This window comes from Pseudomonas sp. GW460-LB5, from assembly GCF_059423245.1.
The window spans coordinates 1-16,168 of record NZ_JBWKXT010000042.1 but is presented as its reverse complement, the minus strand read 5'-3'; the positions used below and the strand labels follow the sequence as shown (position 1 = coordinate 16,168).

Annotated in this window: 12 protein-coding genes and 1 pseudogene; 5 read left to right on the top strand and 8 right to left on the bottom strand. The window is 64.4% G+C overall.

The features are described 5' to 3' along the window. Positions 1-53: 53 nt before the first annotated feature. On the bottom strand, positions 54-1,919 hold the full coding sequence (locus AC07XM_RS22080; RefSeq protein WP_102689717.1) for a flavin monoamine oxidase family protein: 1,866 nt from the start codon (positions 1,917-1,919) through the stop codon (positions 54-56). Positions 1,920-2,130: 211 nt separating this feature from the next. Here AC07XM_RS22080 and AC07XM_RS22075 point away from each other — a divergent pair, with 211 nt between their 5' ends. From AC07XM_RS22075 to AC07XM_RS22065, 3 genes are all read left to right on the top strand, one after another. Further along, positions 2,131-2,622 (top strand): hypothetical protein, encoded by a 492-nt coding sequence (locus tag AC07XM_RS22075; RefSeq protein ID WP_016489533.1) that lies wholly within the window; start codon positions 2,131-2,133, stop codon positions 2,620-2,622. A gap of 79 nt (positions 2,623-2,701) precedes the next feature. Beyond that, positions 2,702-4,108: an adenosylmethionine--8-amino-7-oxononanoate transaminase gene (locus AC07XM_RS22070; RefSeq protein ID WP_102689716.1), complete on the top strand. Its 1,407-nt coding sequence runs from the start codon at positions 2,702-2,704 to the stop codon at positions 4,106-4,108. A gap of 147 nt (positions 4,109-4,255) precedes the next feature. Further along, positions 4,256-4,975 (top strand): 16S rRNA (uracil(1498)-N(3))-methyltransferase, encoded by a 720-nt coding sequence (locus AC07XM_RS22065; RefSeq protein ID WP_023048334.1) that lies wholly within the window; start codon positions 4,256-4,258, stop codon positions 4,973-4,975. Here the strand turns inward: AC07XM_RS22065 and trhA are convergent, their stop codons facing one another. From trhA to AC07XM_RS22030, 7 genes are all read right to left on the bottom strand, one after another. Then, positions 4,976-5,593, bottom strand: coding sequence for a PAQR family membrane homeostasis protein TrhA (gene trhA, locus AC07XM_RS22060; RefSeq protein WP_070086476.1), 618 nt, complete (start codon positions 5,591-5,593; stop codon positions 4,976-4,978). Between the two features lie 158 nt (positions 5,594-5,751). Next, entirely contained in the window at positions 5,752-6,225 is a 474-nt protein-coding gene (locus AC07XM_RS22055; protein ID WP_016489537.1) for a chemotaxis protein CheW, read from the bottom strand. After that, positions 6,218-11,158 carry a hybrid sensor histidine kinase/response regulator gene (locus AC07XM_RS22050; protein WP_070086475.1) on the bottom strand — a complete coding sequence of 1,647 codons (4,941 nt, stop codon included), beginning with the start codon at positions 11,156-11,158 and terminating at the stop codon, positions 6,218-6,220. The genes AC07XM_RS22055 and AC07XM_RS22050 overlap by 8 nt, the downstream gene beginning before the upstream one ends. A 23-nt stretch (positions 11,159-11,181) precedes the next feature. Further along, positions 11,182-13,206, bottom strand: coding sequence for a methyl-accepting chemotaxis protein (locus AC07XM_RS22045; protein WP_224372594.1), 2,025 nt, complete (start codon positions 13,204-13,206; stop codon positions 11,182-11,184). A 47-nt stretch (positions 13,207-13,253) separates the two neighbouring features. Next, positions 13,254-13,808: a chemotaxis protein CheW gene (locus AC07XM_RS22040; protein ID WP_016489540.1), complete on the bottom strand. Its 555-nt coding sequence runs from the start codon at positions 13,806-13,808 to the stop codon at positions 13,254-13,256. After that, the gene (gene pilH, locus AC07XM_RS22035; protein ID WP_016489541.1) at positions 13,805-14,170 is read right to left on the bottom strand and encodes a twitching motility response regulator PilH; all 366 of its coding nucleotides are present in this window, start codon (positions 14,168-14,170) and stop codon (positions 13,805-13,807) included. Before pilH ends, AC07XM_RS22040 begins: the two co-directional genes overlap by 4 nt. A gap of 47 nt (positions 14,171-14,217) precedes the next feature. Beyond that, complete coding sequence (locus tag AC07XM_RS22030; RefSeq protein WP_016501972.1) at positions 14,218-14,619, bottom strand: response regulator; 402 nt, start codon at positions 14,617-14,619, stop codon at positions 14,218-14,220. A 152-nt stretch (positions 14,620-14,771) separates the two neighbouring features. Here AC07XM_RS22030 and gshB point away from each other — a divergent pair, with 152 nt between their 5' ends. After that, positions 14,772-15,725 carry a glutathione synthase gene (gene gshB / locus AC07XM_RS22025; protein ID WP_060516883.1) on the top strand — a complete coding sequence of 318 codons (954 nt, stop codon included), beginning with the start codon at positions 14,772-14,774 and terminating at the stop codon, positions 15,723-15,725. Between the two features lie 91 nt (positions 15,726-15,816). Then, positions 15,817-16,168, top strand: a pseudogene (locus AC07XM_RS22020) (energy transducer TonB); the annotation flags it as partial.

Below are 16,168 nucleotides of genomic sequence, written 5' to 3'. Positions count from 1 at the left end.
CTAACTCAGGGAGTTAGCGTGACTCTGTGGGAGCGGCCAGCACCTTCGATCAATCAGCCAGCCTTGGCCTGGTTATTGGCCACAGGTTTCTTGGTCGGCTCGGATTTGGCTGTCGCCTTCTTGGTTTCGGCAGGCTTGGGAGCTGGCTTGTGCGCCGGGGCATGCTTGGCCGGGGCGGCCTTGGTTGCCGCAGGCTTGGCAGCCGGTTCCTTGGCTACAGGCGCAGGCGCTGCCGGGACCGGCGCGGCCTGTGGAGCAGGCGCAGGGGCCGGCGCCACTTCCTCAGCTTTGGCAATTGGCTCAGCCTTCACCTCTGGCGCTTGCGCCCCACCGAACAGGCGCTTGAAGAAGCCTGGCTTGTCCTGCTTGGCCTCTTCGGGCTGCTTAGGCTCAGCTTTGACCGGCGCCTTGTCAGCCTTGTCGCCCTTATCGGACGAACCACCAAACATATTGGAGAAGAACCCGCCCTTGCTGTCCTTGGTGGCCGCTGCACCGGCTGCCGCTGCCGCCGCAACCGGCACCGCCTTGGCGGGGTCGAACGACTTGCCGGCCAGCAGGTCCTGCGCCTGGCTGGCCGCGCGCTGGCCACTGCGCAGGGCGCCTTCCAGGGTGCCTGGGTACAGGGCGTCGGTATGCTCACCGGCAAAGGTGATGCGCTGCACTGGGCGCTCCCACAGGCGCCAGTACTTGCTGATCTGCCCCGGGCCATAGGCCAGGTACGCGCCGCCAGTACCAGCATCGGTGCTGTAGCGCTTCACCTCGTAACCGGTAAAGGCACCGCGGGCTTGCGGGTAGAACGCATGCAGGCGGATCAGCACCTGGTCGACCATCTGCTTATCGCCAAACGCCTGCAGCAGGCGGGCATTGTCGCCGGAAAGGTTGATCACCACGTTGGCGCCGCCCTTGAGCGCGGGCTCGATCCACAGCATGCCGAGGCCGGTATTACTGAAGATTTCGCCCGACATGCGCGCGCGGCTTTCCCACACGGGCTTCTTGAACTTGAGCATCAGCTGGTCGCGCCAGCCATAATTGGTGCCTTTAAGCGCCGCCAGGTGCTGGTTGTCCAGGCCTGGAGTCATCTGGATCTTGGCCAGGGCGCGCAGTGGTACGGCCATGACCAGGTAATCCGCCTGGTAGCCGACACTGCCAACTTTGACCGTCACACCATCCTTGTCCTGGACGATGGCAGTGACAGGTGAGCTGGTCTTGATGGTCTTCAGCTGCTTGACGAAGGCCTGGGCCAGCACCGGGCTGCCACCGGGCAGGCGCGCGGCACGCAGGTCGCGGTCGCTGACACCACGGTACACTCGGTTCTGCTGGGCGAAATACAGCAGCGACAGACGCGACGGCTCATCGTAACGGGTACGGATCTGCTGGTTGATCAGCTGACGGGCAGTGGCCGGCAGTTGCAGTTTGTCCAGCCAGGTGGAGACGTTGATCTGGTCGAGGGCGAACAGCGTGCTGGTTGCCTGCGGGTTCAGCGGGTCATCGATTGAACGGGCCAAGTCATCGAGGGTTTTCTCGTAGCGCTTGAGCGCTTCGGCGGTAGCCGGTTGCTTGGTGGCCAGGTCGGTGGCGCTGAAGTACTCACCGTCGATGAGGTAACCAGGGGTACGCACGAACTCCGGTGCCGCCAGTGTTTCAAGCTTGAAACGGTCCAGGTAATGGTTGAGCACCGGCTGCGCCTTGGCATTGCCGATCCACTCGCTGGTGGCCAGGCCCGAACGCCCACCCATGCCCGATTTGGCCTCCAGCAGAGTCACCTGCCAGCCTTTGTCCTGCAGCTCATAGGCTGCCGTCAGGCCAGCCAGGCCGCCACCCACGACAATCGCCGTGGGCGTCTTGTCCTTTGCCAGCGCGGCGCCGCTGGTGACACCAATCAATACCAACGCGCACAGGCGCACCCAAGCAGCAGCCATGTCGGCGAACTCCGAGTCAGAGGTTACAGAAACAGGGAGAGGCAGGAATGCCCCGAGAGAGATGCGTTAAGAATACGTCAGCTCCGCCGGCCCTGCCAGCGCAGTGACATCAAGTCCTTTTGGCAACTGACATTTTTGCCAGTAGCCATGTCACACGGCGGCAGGCGAAGCTGGCGAAACTGGCCAGAAGCCCCGCCAGGAGGGCATGCGCATGATCTTCGAGGAGCACTTCCAACACGTCGAACGGCAGTTTCTATGGCACAAAAAAACGCTTCATACAGCCTCCGGCCTAAGTATCCGCTCCAACAGCACCTCTTGGACCGGCTTTCATGAAGCGTTCAAGGGTGAAGACGGTACCGAACTGGTCATCGGTGAACACAGCGACGTAGAAATCGTCTTCGCCCAGGAAGTCGAGTGCCTGCGCCTGGAATACTACGTAGTCAGCGACTTTCTCTGCGACGACCTGCACATGCTGTTCGATGCTGAAAGGGTTGATTACGACCTGGTCGCCCCGGTCCCGCGCACCTTTTACTGGCTCACAGTGGAAGGCAGCGGGTTTAGCGACCTGCGCCCCGGCCCCATTGCCACGTACCCCTACCACCAGGTGATCGACGGCCCCTTCCGCCGCCTGACCATCTCCACTTCGCAGGCCGGAACCGTGCACATCCGCCGGCTGGAATGGACCGGCACCCAACGTCATTGAGAGGCAGCGGTTGTCCTGCCCTGCGGCATTGCTTAGGCTTACGCGGTCGAACCACGCCGCAAAGCCAGGAGAAGTGCCCATGGGCCTCAACGATCAGTGGATGCAACGTGACCTCAAGGTCCTGTGGCACCCCTGTACCCAGATGAAAGACCACGAGCAGCTGCCGCTGATCCCGATCAAGCGCGGCGAAGGCGTGTGGCTTGAGGACTTCGAAGGCAAGCGCTACCTGGACGCGGTGAGCAGCTGGTGGGTCAATGTGTTCGGCCACGCCAACCCGCGCATCAACCAGCGCATCAAGGACCAGGTCGACCAACTGGAGCACGTGATCCTGGCCGGTTTCAGCCATCAGCCGGTAATCGAGCTGTCCGAGCGCCTGGTGGCCATGACCCCGGGCGGCCTTGACCGGGTGTTCTACGCCGACAACGGCTCGTCGTGTATCGAAGTGGCGCTGAAGATGAGCTTCCACTACTGGCAGAACGTCGGCAAGCCGGGCAAGAAGCGCTTCGTCACTCTGACCAACAGTTACCACGGCGAAACCATCGCCGCCATGTCGGTAGGTGATGTGCCGCTGTTCACCGAAACCTACAAGGCGTTGCTGCTGGACACGATCAAGGTGCCTAGCCCCGACTGCTACCTGCGCCCCGAGGGCATGAGCTGGGAGGAGCATTCGCGCAACATGTTCGCCGCCATGGAGCAGACCCTGGCCGAACACCACGCCTCGATCAGCGCCGTGATCGTCGAGCCGCTGATCCAGGGTGCCGGCGGCATGCGCATGTACCACCCGGTGTACCTCAAGCTGCTGCGCGAGGCCTGCGACCGCTATGACGTGCACCTGATCCACGACGAAATCGCCGTGGGCTTTGGCCGCACCGGCACGATGTTCGCCTGCGAACAGGCCGGTATCCGCCCGGACTTCCTGTGCCTGTCCAAGGCCCTGACCGGTGGCTACCTGCCGCTGGCCGCCTGCCTGACCACCGACAAGGTCTACCAGGCGTTCTATGACGACTACCCGACCCTGCGCGCGTTCCTGCACTCGCACAGCTACACCGGCAACCCGCTGGCTTGTGCTGCGGCGCTGGCGACCCTGGATATCTTCGAGCAGGACAACGTGATCGAAGCCAACAAGGCCCTGGCCACGCGCATGGCCACCGCCACTGCGCACCTGGCCGAGCATGCTCACGTTGCCGAAATCCGCCAGACCGGCATGGCCCTGGCTATCGAAATGGTTCAGGACAAGGCTGGCAAGGTGGCCTACCCCTGGCAGGAGCGTCGCGGCCTGAAGGTGTTCGAGCATGCCCTGACCCGCGGCGCCTTGCTGCGGCCGCTGGGCAGCGTGGTGTACTTCCTGCCACCGTACGTGATCACCCCTGAGCAGATCGATTTCCTTGCCGAGGTCGCCAGCGAAGGCATCGACATCGCCACCCGCGACAGCGTCAGTGTTGCCGTGCCGGCCAACTTCCACCCCGATTTCCGCGACCCGGGCTAGCCCGGCAATTCGCCACACCACTTTTCCTGTGGGTGCGAGCGTACTCGCGAACAAGGGCGAAGCCCTTGCCAGGCACCGCAGCGCCTGATTCGCGGGCACGCCCGCTCCCACAGGGGATCTGTGTCTCTCTATTTACCGAGCAAACCCATGAGACTGTCCCGCTTCTTCATCGACGCCCCCCTGAGCCTTGGCGAGCACGACCTGCCTGAAGCCCAGGCCCACTACATCGGCCGCGTACTGCGCATGGCCCCCGGCGACGCCGTGCAGCTATTCGACGGCAGCGGCCAGGAATACCTCGGTCAGCTGCTTGAAGTGGGCAAGAAAACCGTACGCGTCAACCTTGACCGGGCCATTGCCGGCCAGGCCGATTCACCGCTGCACGTGCACCTCGGCCAAGGCCTGTCCCGCGGCGAGCGTATGGATTGGGCGATCCAGAAGGCCACCGAGCTGGGCGCCAATGCAATCACCCCGATTGTCAGCGAGCGCTGCGAAGTGCGCCTGAAAGACGAGCGCGCCGACAAGCGCCTGGCCCATTGGCGGCAAGTGGCAATCAGCGCCTGTGAACAATGCGGTCGTTCTACCTTGCCGGTCATCCACCCACCCGTGACCCTGGCCGAATGGCTGGGCAGCACCAAGGCGGACCTGAAACTGGTCCTGCACCCGGTGGCCGAGCCGCTTACCAGCCACGAAAAACCTGCGACCCTGGCGTTTCTGATCGGCCCCGAAGGCGGCCTGAGCGAGGCCGAAGTCGAGCAGGCCAAAGCGTCCGGCTTCCACGCCGCCCGCCTCGGCCCGCGCGTGCTGCGCACTGAAACTGCGCCCGTTGTGGCGCTGTCGGTGGCACAGCAACTGTGGGGCGACTTTTGACTAGAGCACGTAGAACGACACCGCCACGAAATGCAGCAGGCTGCCGGTAATCACGAACAGGTGCCAGATGCCGTGAGCGTGGCGCAAGCGGCTGTCGAGCGCGAAGAAGATGATGCCCACGGTGTAGAACACCCCGCCGGCGGCCAACCAGGCAAAGCCGGCGCTGCCCAGCGATTGCAGCAACGGTTTCACTGCCACCAGCACGATCCAGCCCATCACGGCATAAATGATGATCGACAGGATCCGCGCCTCGGAGCGCGGCTTGATCTCTTGCAGCATACCGATCACCGCCAGCCCCCAGACCACGCCGAACAGGCTCCAGCCCCAGGGGCCGCGCAGGCTGACCAGGCAGAATGGCGTGTAACTGCCAGCGATCAGCAGGTAGATAGAAAGGTGATCGAGCTTGCGCATGATTACCTTGGCCCGCCCGCGGGTGCTGTGGTACAGGGTGGAAATGCTGTACAGCAACAGCAGGGTGCTGCCGTAGATGGAGAAACTGACGATCTTCCACGGGTCCCCTTGCAGGCCCGCGACCACGATCAGCCAGATGGCACCGATACAGGCCAGGACAGCACCGACCAGGTGGGTCCAGGCATTGAAGCGTTCACCGTAATACATGCAAACACAGACCTCTTCAGGTGGGCTGGGTTCCTGATGTGATGCTGATGGCCTCTTCGCGGGCATGCCCGCTCCCACAGGTAATGCACAGGACTCAAGGTCAGTGGTGTACCTGTGGGAGCGGGCTTGCCCGCGAAGAGGCCCGCACAAGCATCATCCTAGCCAAGGTCAGGTTGCAGATCCGCGTCACGCACCAGCCTTTCCAGTGCAACCAGGTCCGGCACCCGAGCCACCTGCTCGCCCACCTGCACCGCCGCCAGCTCCAGCCTGCCCAGCGCCACGTCCACGTAGTTCAGCTGGCTGTCGAGCTTGCACGAGCGCGGGATGTCTTGCAGCAACAGCGCCAGGTAGCGCAGGCCGGTATCACCCAGTGCGTTGAGCACGACTACCCGGGCCCGCTCACCGCACGGGGTTTCACCCCCACACGCCGCCTCGAAGCCGATCAGCGGCAGGCGCTGCTGCCGCCAGTCGATCCAGCCCAGGTGCCAGGCGGGGTCGCCAGGCTGGCACACCAGGTTGCGCTGCCCGCTCAACTCAGCCACCGCCACGTTGGGCAGCACCAGGGTGCGATCACCCAAAGGCAGCAACAGCCCGGTCAGGCTGCTGCGCTGGCCGGAAATCAGTTCAAGCATGGGGCTGGCTCCAATGGGCGATACTCTGCAACAGCAGCGACTCCTGGTACGGTTTGCCCAGGTATTCGTTGACGCCGATGGCCATGGCACGGTCGCGGTGCTTCTGCCCGGTGCGCGAGGTGATCATGATGATGGGCAGGTCTTTCAGCCGCTCGTCACGGCGAATGCGTGTGGCCACCTCGAAGCCGTCCATGCGCGGCATTTCGATGTCCAGCAGCAACACGTCGGGGCGGTGGTCTTCCAGCAGGGCCATGGCATCAACCCCGTCCTTGGCCGTCAGCACGCTCATGCCGTGGCGTTCCAGCAGGCGGCTGGTGACTTTGCGCACGGTCACCGAGTCATCCACCACCATCACCAGCAACGCACGCCGCGGCGCCGGGCCGAGCAGTTGGCGCTGGGCTTCGCCACCGGGCAAACGTGCCAGGCGCCGCTGCTGGCCGCGCAGCTGGCCGAGCAGGTCGAGAATCAGCACGACCCGCCCGTCACCCAGCAATGTCGCCCCCGATAACCCGGCCACCGCAGCAAACTGTGGCCCCAGGCTCTTCACCACGATCTCGCGGCTGGGCGACAGGCTGTCGGCCTGGATGGCGAACGACTGCTCCTTGGAATGCACCAGCAGCACTGGCAACGGCACGCTCTGCCCCAGCAGCGCGGGGCGGGGCACACCTTGCAGCAACTCGCCCAGGTAACGCAGCTCGTATTCGTGGCCGCCGTAGACATAGCGCGGCGTGTCCAGCTGATAGCACGCTGCGAGCTCTGCCGGCGGCACGCGGACAATGCCCTCGATGGTATTGAGCGGGATGGCGTACTGCTCTTCGCCCAGGTGCACCATCAGCGCACGGTTGATCGATACGGTGAACGGCAGCCGGATCAAGAAGCGTGCACCCTTGCCCTGGGCCGACTCGATGCTCATCGAGCCACCGAGCTGCTTGACCTCCTCGTGCACCACGTCCATGCCCAGACCGCGCCCGGAAATCTGGGTGATCTTCTCGGCGGTGGAAAACCCCGGGCGCAGGATGAACTGCAGGATCTCGTGATCGCTCAAGTCTGCGTGCGGATCCAGCAGGCCGCGCTTGATGGCCTTGCGCCGTACCGCGTCGAGTGGCACACCGGCACCGTCGTCAGTCATTTCGATAACGATATCGGCACCTTCGTGCAGCAAATTCAGGTGGATGGTGCCCTGCTCCGGTTTGCCAGCGGCCAGCCGTGCTTCGCGGCTTTCCAGGCCATGGTCGACAGCGTTGCGCAGCATGTGCTCCAGCGGTGCGACCATGCGCTCGAGCACACTGCGGTCCAGTTCGCCCTCGGCGTTGCCGACCACCAGTTCCACCTGCTTGCCCAGTTCGCTGGCCACCTGCCGCACCACACGCTGCAGGCGTGGCACCAGGCGTTCGAAGGGCACCATCAACGTGGCGGTCAGGCCTTCCTGCAACTGGCTGTTCACCCTGGCCTGCTGCTGCAGAAGGCTGTAGGCCTCCTGGGCGCGTTGGGCCAGGGTTTCCTTCAGGTCGAGCAAGTCCGAGGCAGACTCGAACAAGGCCCGCGACAATTGCTGCAACTGCGAATGGCGGTCCATTTCCAGGGGATCGAAGTCGTCGTAGGCATCGCCTTCGAACGGCTGCCGGCTGGAGATCCGCCCCTGGGTCTCGTTATCCAGGCGCAGCAACTGGTCGCGCATGCGCTCCAGGGTGGTTTCCATCTCGTTGAGGGCGAACTGCGCATCGTTGACCTGCTGTTCGATGCGCCCACGAATGATCGAGTGTTCGCCAGCCAGGTTGCCCAGGTCATCGAGCAACTCGGCATCAACCTTGACCATGTCGCCTGCGGCCCGCTCTGGCGCTGCCGCCGGCAACTCGCTGGCGGCTGCCTCGACAGGCCCTTGGCCGGCCGCACTGTCGGTCAGGGCCGCGCTGCTGAAGTTACGGATATAGTCGATCAGTGCCGTGGCCGCATGCAACGGCTGCCCCAGGCGTACGGCATCCAGCATGTGCGCCAGGCGATCATGGCAATTCTGCAACAGCGCGAACAGTGGCGGGCTCGGCGGCAAACGCCCGGCAGCCAGCAGCTCGTACAGAAATTCCAGTTCGTGTGCCAGGTCACCGATGGGGGCAATTTCAACCATGCGCGCCACACCCTTCAGGGTGTGCAGGTCGCGCATCAGGTTGTCCACCTCGACGCTGCTACGCGGGTCGGCCTGCCAGCGCGCCAGGGCGGCAGCGGCGCTCTCGACAATGTCCGAGCTTTCTTCGAGGAACACTTCCAGCAACTCTTCGCCTGGGCTTTCCGGCTCGTCTGGCAGTGGCTCACCCACCTCTGGCAGCGAAGGGTCATGCGACAGCCCCAAAGTACCGCTCAGGTCCATGTCCGGGTGCAGCGGTGTCACCTTGTCGATGCCCACCAGGCCGGTGGCATCCGGTGCCAATGCCTGGTCCAGCAGCGTGCGCAGGCCATCGACCAGTTCCGGGCGTGACACGATGTCCTGCCCCGCCGCTACTTCGTCGAGCATGTCCAGCAGTGCCTCATGGGCCCGCTGCGTGTGGGCGAAAAAGCGTGCATCGGCTGGCAGGCTGCCCTCTTCCACGGCGCCATACAGATCGAGCAAGGCCTCGCACACGTCATCCATCTGCCACAAGTCGGCCAGGTGCGCGGCATGGCCCAGGCTGGTCATCTGGTCGAGCAGGGTATCCAGCGCGTCGCGCTGGCCGGGCTGTTGCTGCCAGCGCGACAACAACGACTCGGCATCAAGCAGAATGTCCATGGCCTGGGCCAGAAAACTGGCAACCAGCTGCGGGTCGCGCTTGCTACGCCGGGCATGCTGCGGGTCGTCATGCCCGCTGGCCAGGCGGCTATCGACTGCCTGGCCAACCGCTTCGATCAGCTCCGCGGCGCCAGGGATGGCGGCCAGTGGTGTACTGTCGAGTTGCGCCAGGCCCAGATGGAACAGCGAGCGCGCGGCTTCCAGCCATTCGATCTCGGCCATTTGCAGTGGCAACTGATGGCCCTTGTATTCACGGGCCAGGCGGTCGAAGGCGGTGGCCAGCTCAGCGATCGGCATCACCCCGGCCATGGCGGCACTGCCCTTGAGCGTGTGCAGGGCACGTTGCAGGCCATCACTGACCGGCGTGTCGTGGCCGTCGGCGCCCTGCAGGAAATCATCAAGGCTGGCCAGGTGGCCCTGCGCCTCACTGCGGAAGATATCCAGCAACTGCGGCTCAAGGCCATCGATACTGGCCGCCGGTGCATCGTTTTCAGCCAGGGCATGCAGGTGCCCGGCCAGTTGTTCGATTTCGGTCAATTGCGGCAGCTGGCCGGTGGCAAAGTCCGCCAGCAGATCGGGCAAATGGACGAACACCTGTTGCAGGGCCACCACGCCTTCCGGGCTGAGCGCGCTGCGGCCCTCCAGCACCCGGTTCAGCAGGTGCTCGGCGCCCCAGGCAAGTTCGGCCACCGCCTCGGCATGCACCATGCGGCCACTGCCTTTGAGGGTATGCAGCGCACGGCGCACTTCCCCCAGCGCCCCGCGCTGCTGGTTATCGGCACGCCAGCGCAGCCAGTGGCGCTCGATTTCCGGCAGCAACTCGCCCGCTTCCTCGAGAAACACCTCGCGCAGTTCGTCATCGATGCCATCGCCATTGGCATCCAGGCCCGCTCGGGCATCCGCCTGCGCACAGTGCACACCCAACGCCGCCAGGCTGGCACACGCCATGTCGATGAACGGCTGGCCATCCGCCAGCGGGTCGGCCACCCGCCACTGCAGGTAGCATTCAGCGGCGCTGAGGGCCTCGGCCAGGTGGGTCAGCTCGTCGGCAGGCGGCTCCTCCTCCAGGTGCTGCAACCAACGCTGCACATAGCTTGCACAGCCGGCAAGCAGCTCGGCCACGGCGGGCAGCATCAACATGGCCAAGGCCCCGCGAACCTGCTGCAACAGCCCTGGCAAGGGCTGCAGGCGCTGCCGGGGCCAGTCGGACTCCACATAGTCACCGATCAGGTCCTTGGCCTGCTGCAACACGTTCAGCGATTCGTTCAGCACCAGCTGGCGTATCTCGGCCAGGTCCGAGCCTGGCAGGCCGGCCTGGCCGTTTTCCTCCAGTGGGCCGACCATGCCATTCAGGGAGGCTTCCACATACAACAAGGCGCCCGCTACATCCATCAACACCGCGTCGTCCACGGCTCGTTCGCCCTGAGCCAGGGCCTGCAGCGCCAACACCTGGTCGATGATCACCCGCCGTGGTTGCTGGAAGCCCAGTACAGCCAGCGTATCAGCCACGTGGCGCAGCGGCGCCAGCAGGGCATCAAGCTGCTCGCTGTGCTGGCGGTCGCTGCGCACGAACTGGTCCAGGCGCTCCTTGATGCGCATAAGGTCGTCGCACAGTGCGGTCACCACCGAGCGCAGGGCATCGCGGCCCGGCCCGGCCTGCAACTGTTCGCGCCAGTTGCCCAGCGAGAGGTCGAGGTTGGCCAGGTCGTCAGAGCCGGCAAAGCGCTGCGCAGCACCGCTGATCAGGCTGGCCTGGGCCAGCGGCTCGATGCCACGGCAGGCGCGCAGTTGGTTGAGCAGCGGCAGCATCACCAATGGCAGGTCGTGGCGGGCACCGCGCAAGCGCTCAAGGTATGAGGGCAACTGCTCCAGGCCCCGGAACAGCGCACCCAGGCAATCACCCCGTGGGCTCACCTGGCCGTCGGCCATGGCCTTGGCGAACAGCTCCAGTTCTTCGGCCAGACGCGTCGCACCTCGCAGCTCGAGCATGCGCAGGCAGCCATGCACCTGGTGCAGGTTGTCGACCACAAAGGCGAGTATCGACAGGTCACCTGGCTCGCCGGCGAAACGCTCCAGCGCCTGACGCGCCTGGCCCAGGCAGTCGAGGATGGCTGCCTTGGTCCAGGCCAGCGCCACCGTGTCGTGGCGCTCGGGGCTTACAGCAACAGATGCCATTGTCACTTCCTCAACGCGGCGCTTCACTTGGGCTCGGCAGGTGGCGGCAGGGTGAAGCCGGACACCGAACGGCGCATCTCGCTGGCCATGCGGGCCAGGTGGCGGATGCTGTCGGCAGTGGCCCCGGAGCCGGCGGAGGTCTGCGCGGTAATCTGCTGGATGACCGCCATGGTGTGTGAGATCTGCCCGGCCGACGAGGTCTGCAACTGGGCAGCGTCGGAGATGCTGTGGATCAGGTCGGCCAGGTTCTGCGATACGCCTTCGATTTCGGCCAGCGCCACCCCGGCATCCTGGGCCAGGCGGGCGCCGCGCACCACTTCGGCGGTGGTCTGCTCCATGGAGATGACGGCCTCGTTGGTGTCGGCCTGGATGGTGCGCACCAGCGCCTCTATCTGGCGGGTAGCCGATGACGAGCGTTCGGCCAGGCGCTGCACTTCGTCGGCGACCACGGCAAACCCACGGCCGGCCTCACCGGCCAGCGAAGCCTGGATCGCCGCGTTAAGGGCAAGGATGTTGGTCTGGTCGGCAATGTCGTCGATCAGGCTGACAATGTCGCCGATTTCCTGAGAAGACTCACCCAGGCGCTTGATCCGCTTGGCGGTGTCCTGGATCTGCTCGCGAATGTTGTCCATGCCATTGATGGTGTTGTGCACCACCTCGTTACCCTTGTTGGCGATGGCCACCGAGCGTTCGGCCACCTTGGCCGATTCGTAGGCATGCGCGGATACCCGGTCGATCGACTCGACCATGTCGCCGACGGCTTCAGAGGCCTCGCTGATCTGCTCGGCCTGGTGCTCGGAGGCCTTGGCCAGCTGGCGAGCGGTGTTTTGCGTGTCCTGCACGGCTGCGGCCACCTGCACGGCGCTGTGGTTGATGGTGGCCACAAGGTCGCGCAGCTGGTCTACGGAATAGTTGATCGAGTCGGCAATGGCGCCGGTAAAGTCTTCGGTTACCGATACGGTCACGGTCAGGTCGCCATCGGCCAGCTCTTCGATTTCGTCGAGCAGGCGCATGATCGCCTGCTGGTTGCGTTCGTTCTTTTCCGCCGTTTCACGCAGCTGGCGGTTGGTGGTGCGCACCATGACCAGGCCGATGAGAATGATCGAGGCCAGCGCCAGCACGCCCAGGGCATAGCCGCCCACAGTATCGAGGGTGCGCCCGCCGGCCAGGTTCTCGAAACCGTTGGCCAGGTGCGACGCTTCGTCGAGCAGGGTTTGCGACAGGCTGAAGATGTTGCCGGCAGCTTCGCGCACGCGGAACAGTTCGGGCGAGGTTTCGAGGATTTCATCCACAGAACCGGCGACGAACTGGAACAGTTCGGCGATTTCCGCCAGCCGCGCGCGGGCGTCGGCGTCTTCGACGCGGGTTATCTGGATTGCCGCGTTGCCGCTGAGCATGCCCTCCAGCACCTGGCCAAAGCGGCCGGCATCACGGCCAAAAGCGTCGGCCGCCTGGGCTGCGGCATCGTCACCGGCCAGCACAGTGTTGACCGAACCGAGGATGCGCTCGGCCAGCAACAACTGGCGCTGGGCCACCGCCACCTGGTTGGCCGGGGCGCCACTTTGCAGCAGGATCTCAACCACCTTCTCGTATTCCACCTGCAACTGCGGCACGGTTTCGGCCAGCGTCGCCGCCACCTGGTGCAGCGACAGCACGGTCTGCTCGCTGGCCAGGATGGTGTCGGTGTTCTTGCGCAGGTTTTCCCAGTCGCGGCGTACCGATTCCATCTCGTCACGCACCGTGGGCGGCGCGGGCGGCAGCCCGGTGGACTTGTCACCCTGGCGCAGGTAGCCCCAGCGCCGCTCAAAATCGTTGCGCGCATCCGACAGCAGCTTGAATGCAAGGGCCTTGCCGGTGGCGGCTTCAGTGGCGTTCTTGGCGATGCGTTGCGACAGCACCCGCAGTTCCCCGGCATGGCCGATGTACTGCTTGTCGTAATTGGATTGGGTGTTCAGGTACGCGAAGTTGGCGAACAACAGGATGATCGACAGGATCAGGATCAAAAACAGCACAGTGATCTGCGCGATGCTGCGGGTACGCGGGCTCACGGTGGTCGCGGTAACGGAGGTGGCAGGCTTGTTCACGTTCGCAGGTCCTATAACGCCACATCGAGAAAGCCCGGCGCCTGGGCCAGGGCGAAGGGGCTGAAGATCGCCCAATTGCGTTCACGCGGGAAATGCCCCTGCACAAAACGTGCAGCGGCGCGCAGCAGTGGCTGCGGCGGCGACAGCTGCAGGCTGTCCAGGTCAAAGTGCTGCAAGCCCAGTACCTCGTCCACCAGCAGGCCGACGAACAGGGCCTCGTGGTCCAGCACCAGTACCCGCCGTTGCTTGCCCGGGGCGGCGTGGCCCAGGCCGAAGAAGCTGCTCAGGTCCATCACCGGCAACAACCGACCGCGCAGGTTGGCTACCCCGCACACCCAGGGCTGCACACCGGGGACGCGGCTGCTGCGCGGTTCACGCAGCACCTCGGCCACCTCGCCCATGGGCGCGACAAACCACTGCCCGGCAATGCGAAAACCGATACCGCTCCACTGTTGCAGGCGGTTGTCTTGCGGCGGTTGGTCGGCAACCAGCAGGCGGCAGCGCCGGTCAATGTCCAGCAACAGCTCGAAGGCGGTCAGCGACGCGCCTTGCGGGCGGGTGGTCAAGCGCCCAGCACTTCTTTGAGCTTGGCGATCAGGTCGTCTTCTTCCACGGGCTTGGTCACGAAACCCCTCGCACCCTGGCGTTTTGCCCAGATGCGATCGGTTTCCTGGTCTTTGGTGGTAACGACCAATACTGGAATGGCGCTGGTCTCGGGGTCCTTGCTCAATTGCCGGGTCGCCTGAAAGCCGTTGAGAACAGGCATGACGATATCCATCAACACTGCATCGGGCTTTGCCTGACGCGCCAGCGCCACGCCATCGGCACCGTTGCTGGCTTTGAGCACCTCATGACCGTGCTTTTCAAGCCATCCGGCCAATTTGTACATCTCTGTCGGCGAGTCGTCGACAATCAGAACTCGGGCCATGCTGTTTCCCCATCAGGAAAGTAAGGCCGTGCCATGGCGGGGCGCGGTCAGGGTGCGTGTTGTGGAGGCGCGGTAAACCCGGGCACGTGGGCGCGGATCGCGTCGAGCAGCTCTTCCTTGCTGAACGGTTTGGTCAGGAACTGATCAGAGCCGACCACCCGGCCGCGGGCCTTGTCGAACAGGCCATCGCGCGACGACAGCAGGATCACCGGGGTGTCCTTGAAAGCACTGTTGTGCTTGATCACGGCGCAGGTCTGGTAGCCGTCCAGGCGCGGCATCAGCACATCAACGAAGATGATGCTGGGCTGGTGGTCGACGATCTTGGCCAGGGCATCGAAGCCATCGCTGGCGGTGATCACCTCGCAGCCCGCTTCACCGAGCAACATCTGGGCGGTGCGGCGGATCGTGCGCGAATCGTCGATCACCATCACCTTCAGGGGTTGTTCCATAGACGCCTACCAATGGAAATTAGCTGCACTTTTAGCATACTCCGGGTGGCCATTCCATCTGCGCCGCCCCTTGACCGGCGGCGTTCGCGGCGCCACCCTGAGCCACTTTTCTTTCGCCATCGCGGCCACCTGCCGCCAAGAGGAACCACCCCATGAGCGTTCGCCTCGGCATTGTCATGGACCCCATCGCGTCCATCTCCTACAAGAAGGACAGTTCGCTGGCCATGCTGCTGGCCGCCCAGGCACGCGGCTGGAGCCTGTTCTACATGGAACAGCAAGACCTGTACCAGGGCGAAAGCAAGGCCCGCGCCCGCATGCGCCCGCTGAAGGTGTTTGCCGACCCGGCGCACTGGTTCGAGCTGGGCGAGGAGCAGGACAGCCCGCTGGCCGAGCTGGACGTGATCCTGATGCGCAAGGACCCGCCCTTCGACATGGAGTTCGTCTACAGCACCTACCTGCTGGAGCAGGCCGAGAATGAAGGGGTGCTGGTGGTCAACCGCCCGCAGAGCCTGCGCGACTGCAACGAAAAAATGTTCGCCACGCTGTTCCCGCAGTGCACCACCCCAACCTTGGTCAGCCGCCGCCCGGACATCATTCGCGAATTCGCGGCCAAGCATGTTGACGTGATCCTCAAGCCACTGGATGGCATGGGCGGCACGTCGATCTTCCGCCACCGGGCTGGCGACCCCAACCTGTCGGTGATCCTGGAAACCCTGACCGCGCTGGGCACCCAGCAGATCATGGCCCAGGCCTACCTGCCGGCGATCAAGGACGGCGACAAACGCATCCTGATGATTGATGGCGAGCCGGTGGACTACTGCCTGGCGCGTATTCCGGCCAGCGGCGAAACCCGTGGCAACCTGGCCGCTGGCGGGCGTGGCGAAGCGCGCCCGCTGACCGAGCGCGACCGCTGGATTGCCGCCCAGGTCGGCCCGACCCTGCGCGAGAAGGGCCTGTTGTTCGTGGGCCTGGACGTGATCGGCGACTACCTCACCGAAATCAACGTCACCAGCCCCACCTGCATCCGCGAGATCGATGCTGCCTACAACACCGATATCGGTGGCAAATTGATGGATGCCATTGATCGCAAGCTCAAGGCGCGCTGACAGCCAACGCGAAGCTAAACCGCAGAGTGGGGTATGATGCCGGTCCTAATCGACTGAGCTGCTGCCCCGCCCTGCAGTTGCTGGATACCTGATGACGCTGCCCGCTGACATCCCCTCCGACCTGCTGCCGCCCCGTGTTCGCCCGGTGGACCGGCTCGGCTTTACCCTGTTCCTGGCTGCCCTGGTGCACCTGGCGCTGATTCTTGGCGTCGGCTTTACCGTGGTCAAGCCTGCCGAAATCCGCCACACCATGGACATCACCCTGGCCACCTTCAAGAGCGAGAAAGCGCCCGAGAAGGCCGATTTCCAGGCTCAGGAAAACCAGCAGGGCAGCGGCACGCTGGACAAGAAAGCGGTGCCCACCACCACCGAACTGGCGCCGTTCCAGGACAGCAAGATCAACAAGATCACCCCGCCACCCGCCGCCAGGCCCGAGGTGGTAC

What these genes read in the sequence shown, in the direction of transcription:
- AC07XM_RS22080 (WP_102689717.1), bottom strand. Translation starts at nt 1,919, where the DNA reads ATGGCTGCTGCTTGGGTGCGCCTGTGCGCGTTGGTATTGATTGGTGTC.
- AC07XM_RS22075 (WP_016489533.1), top strand. Translation starts at nt 2,131, where the DNA reads ATGATCTTCGAGGAGCACTTCCAACACGTCGAACGGCAGTTTCTATGG.
- AC07XM_RS22070 (WP_102689716.1), top strand. Translation starts at nt 2,702, where the DNA reads ATGGGCCTCAACGATCAGTGGATGCAACGTGACCTCAAGGTCCTGTGG.
- AC07XM_RS22065 (WP_023048334.1), top strand. Translation starts at nt 4,256, where the DNA reads ATGAGACTGTCCCGCTTCTTCATCGACGCCCCCCTGAGCCTTGGCGAG.
- trhA (WP_070086476.1), bottom strand. Translation starts at nt 5,593, where the DNA reads ATGTATTACGGTGAACGCTTCAATGCCTGGACCCACCTGGTCGGTGCT.
- AC07XM_RS22055 (WP_016489537.1), bottom strand. Translation starts at nt 6,225, where the DNA reads ATGCTTGAACTGATTTCCGGCCAGCGCAGCAGCCTGACCGGGCTGTTG.
- AC07XM_RS22050 (WP_070086475.1), bottom strand. Translation starts at nt 11,158, where the DNA reads ATGGCATCTGTTGCTGTAAGCCCCGAGCGCCACGACACGGTGGCGCTG.
- pilH (WP_016489541.1), bottom strand. Translation starts at nt 14,170, where the DNA reads ATGGCCCGAGTTCTGATTGTCGACGACTCGCCGACAGAGATGTACAAA.
- AC07XM_RS22030 (WP_016501972.1), bottom strand. Translation starts at nt 14,619, where the DNA reads ATGGAACAACCCCTGAAGGTGATGGTGATCGACGATTCGCGCACGATC.
- gshB (WP_060516883.1), top strand. Translation starts at nt 14,772, where the DNA reads ATGAGCGTTCGCCTCGGCATTGTCATGGACCCCATCGCGTCCATCTCC.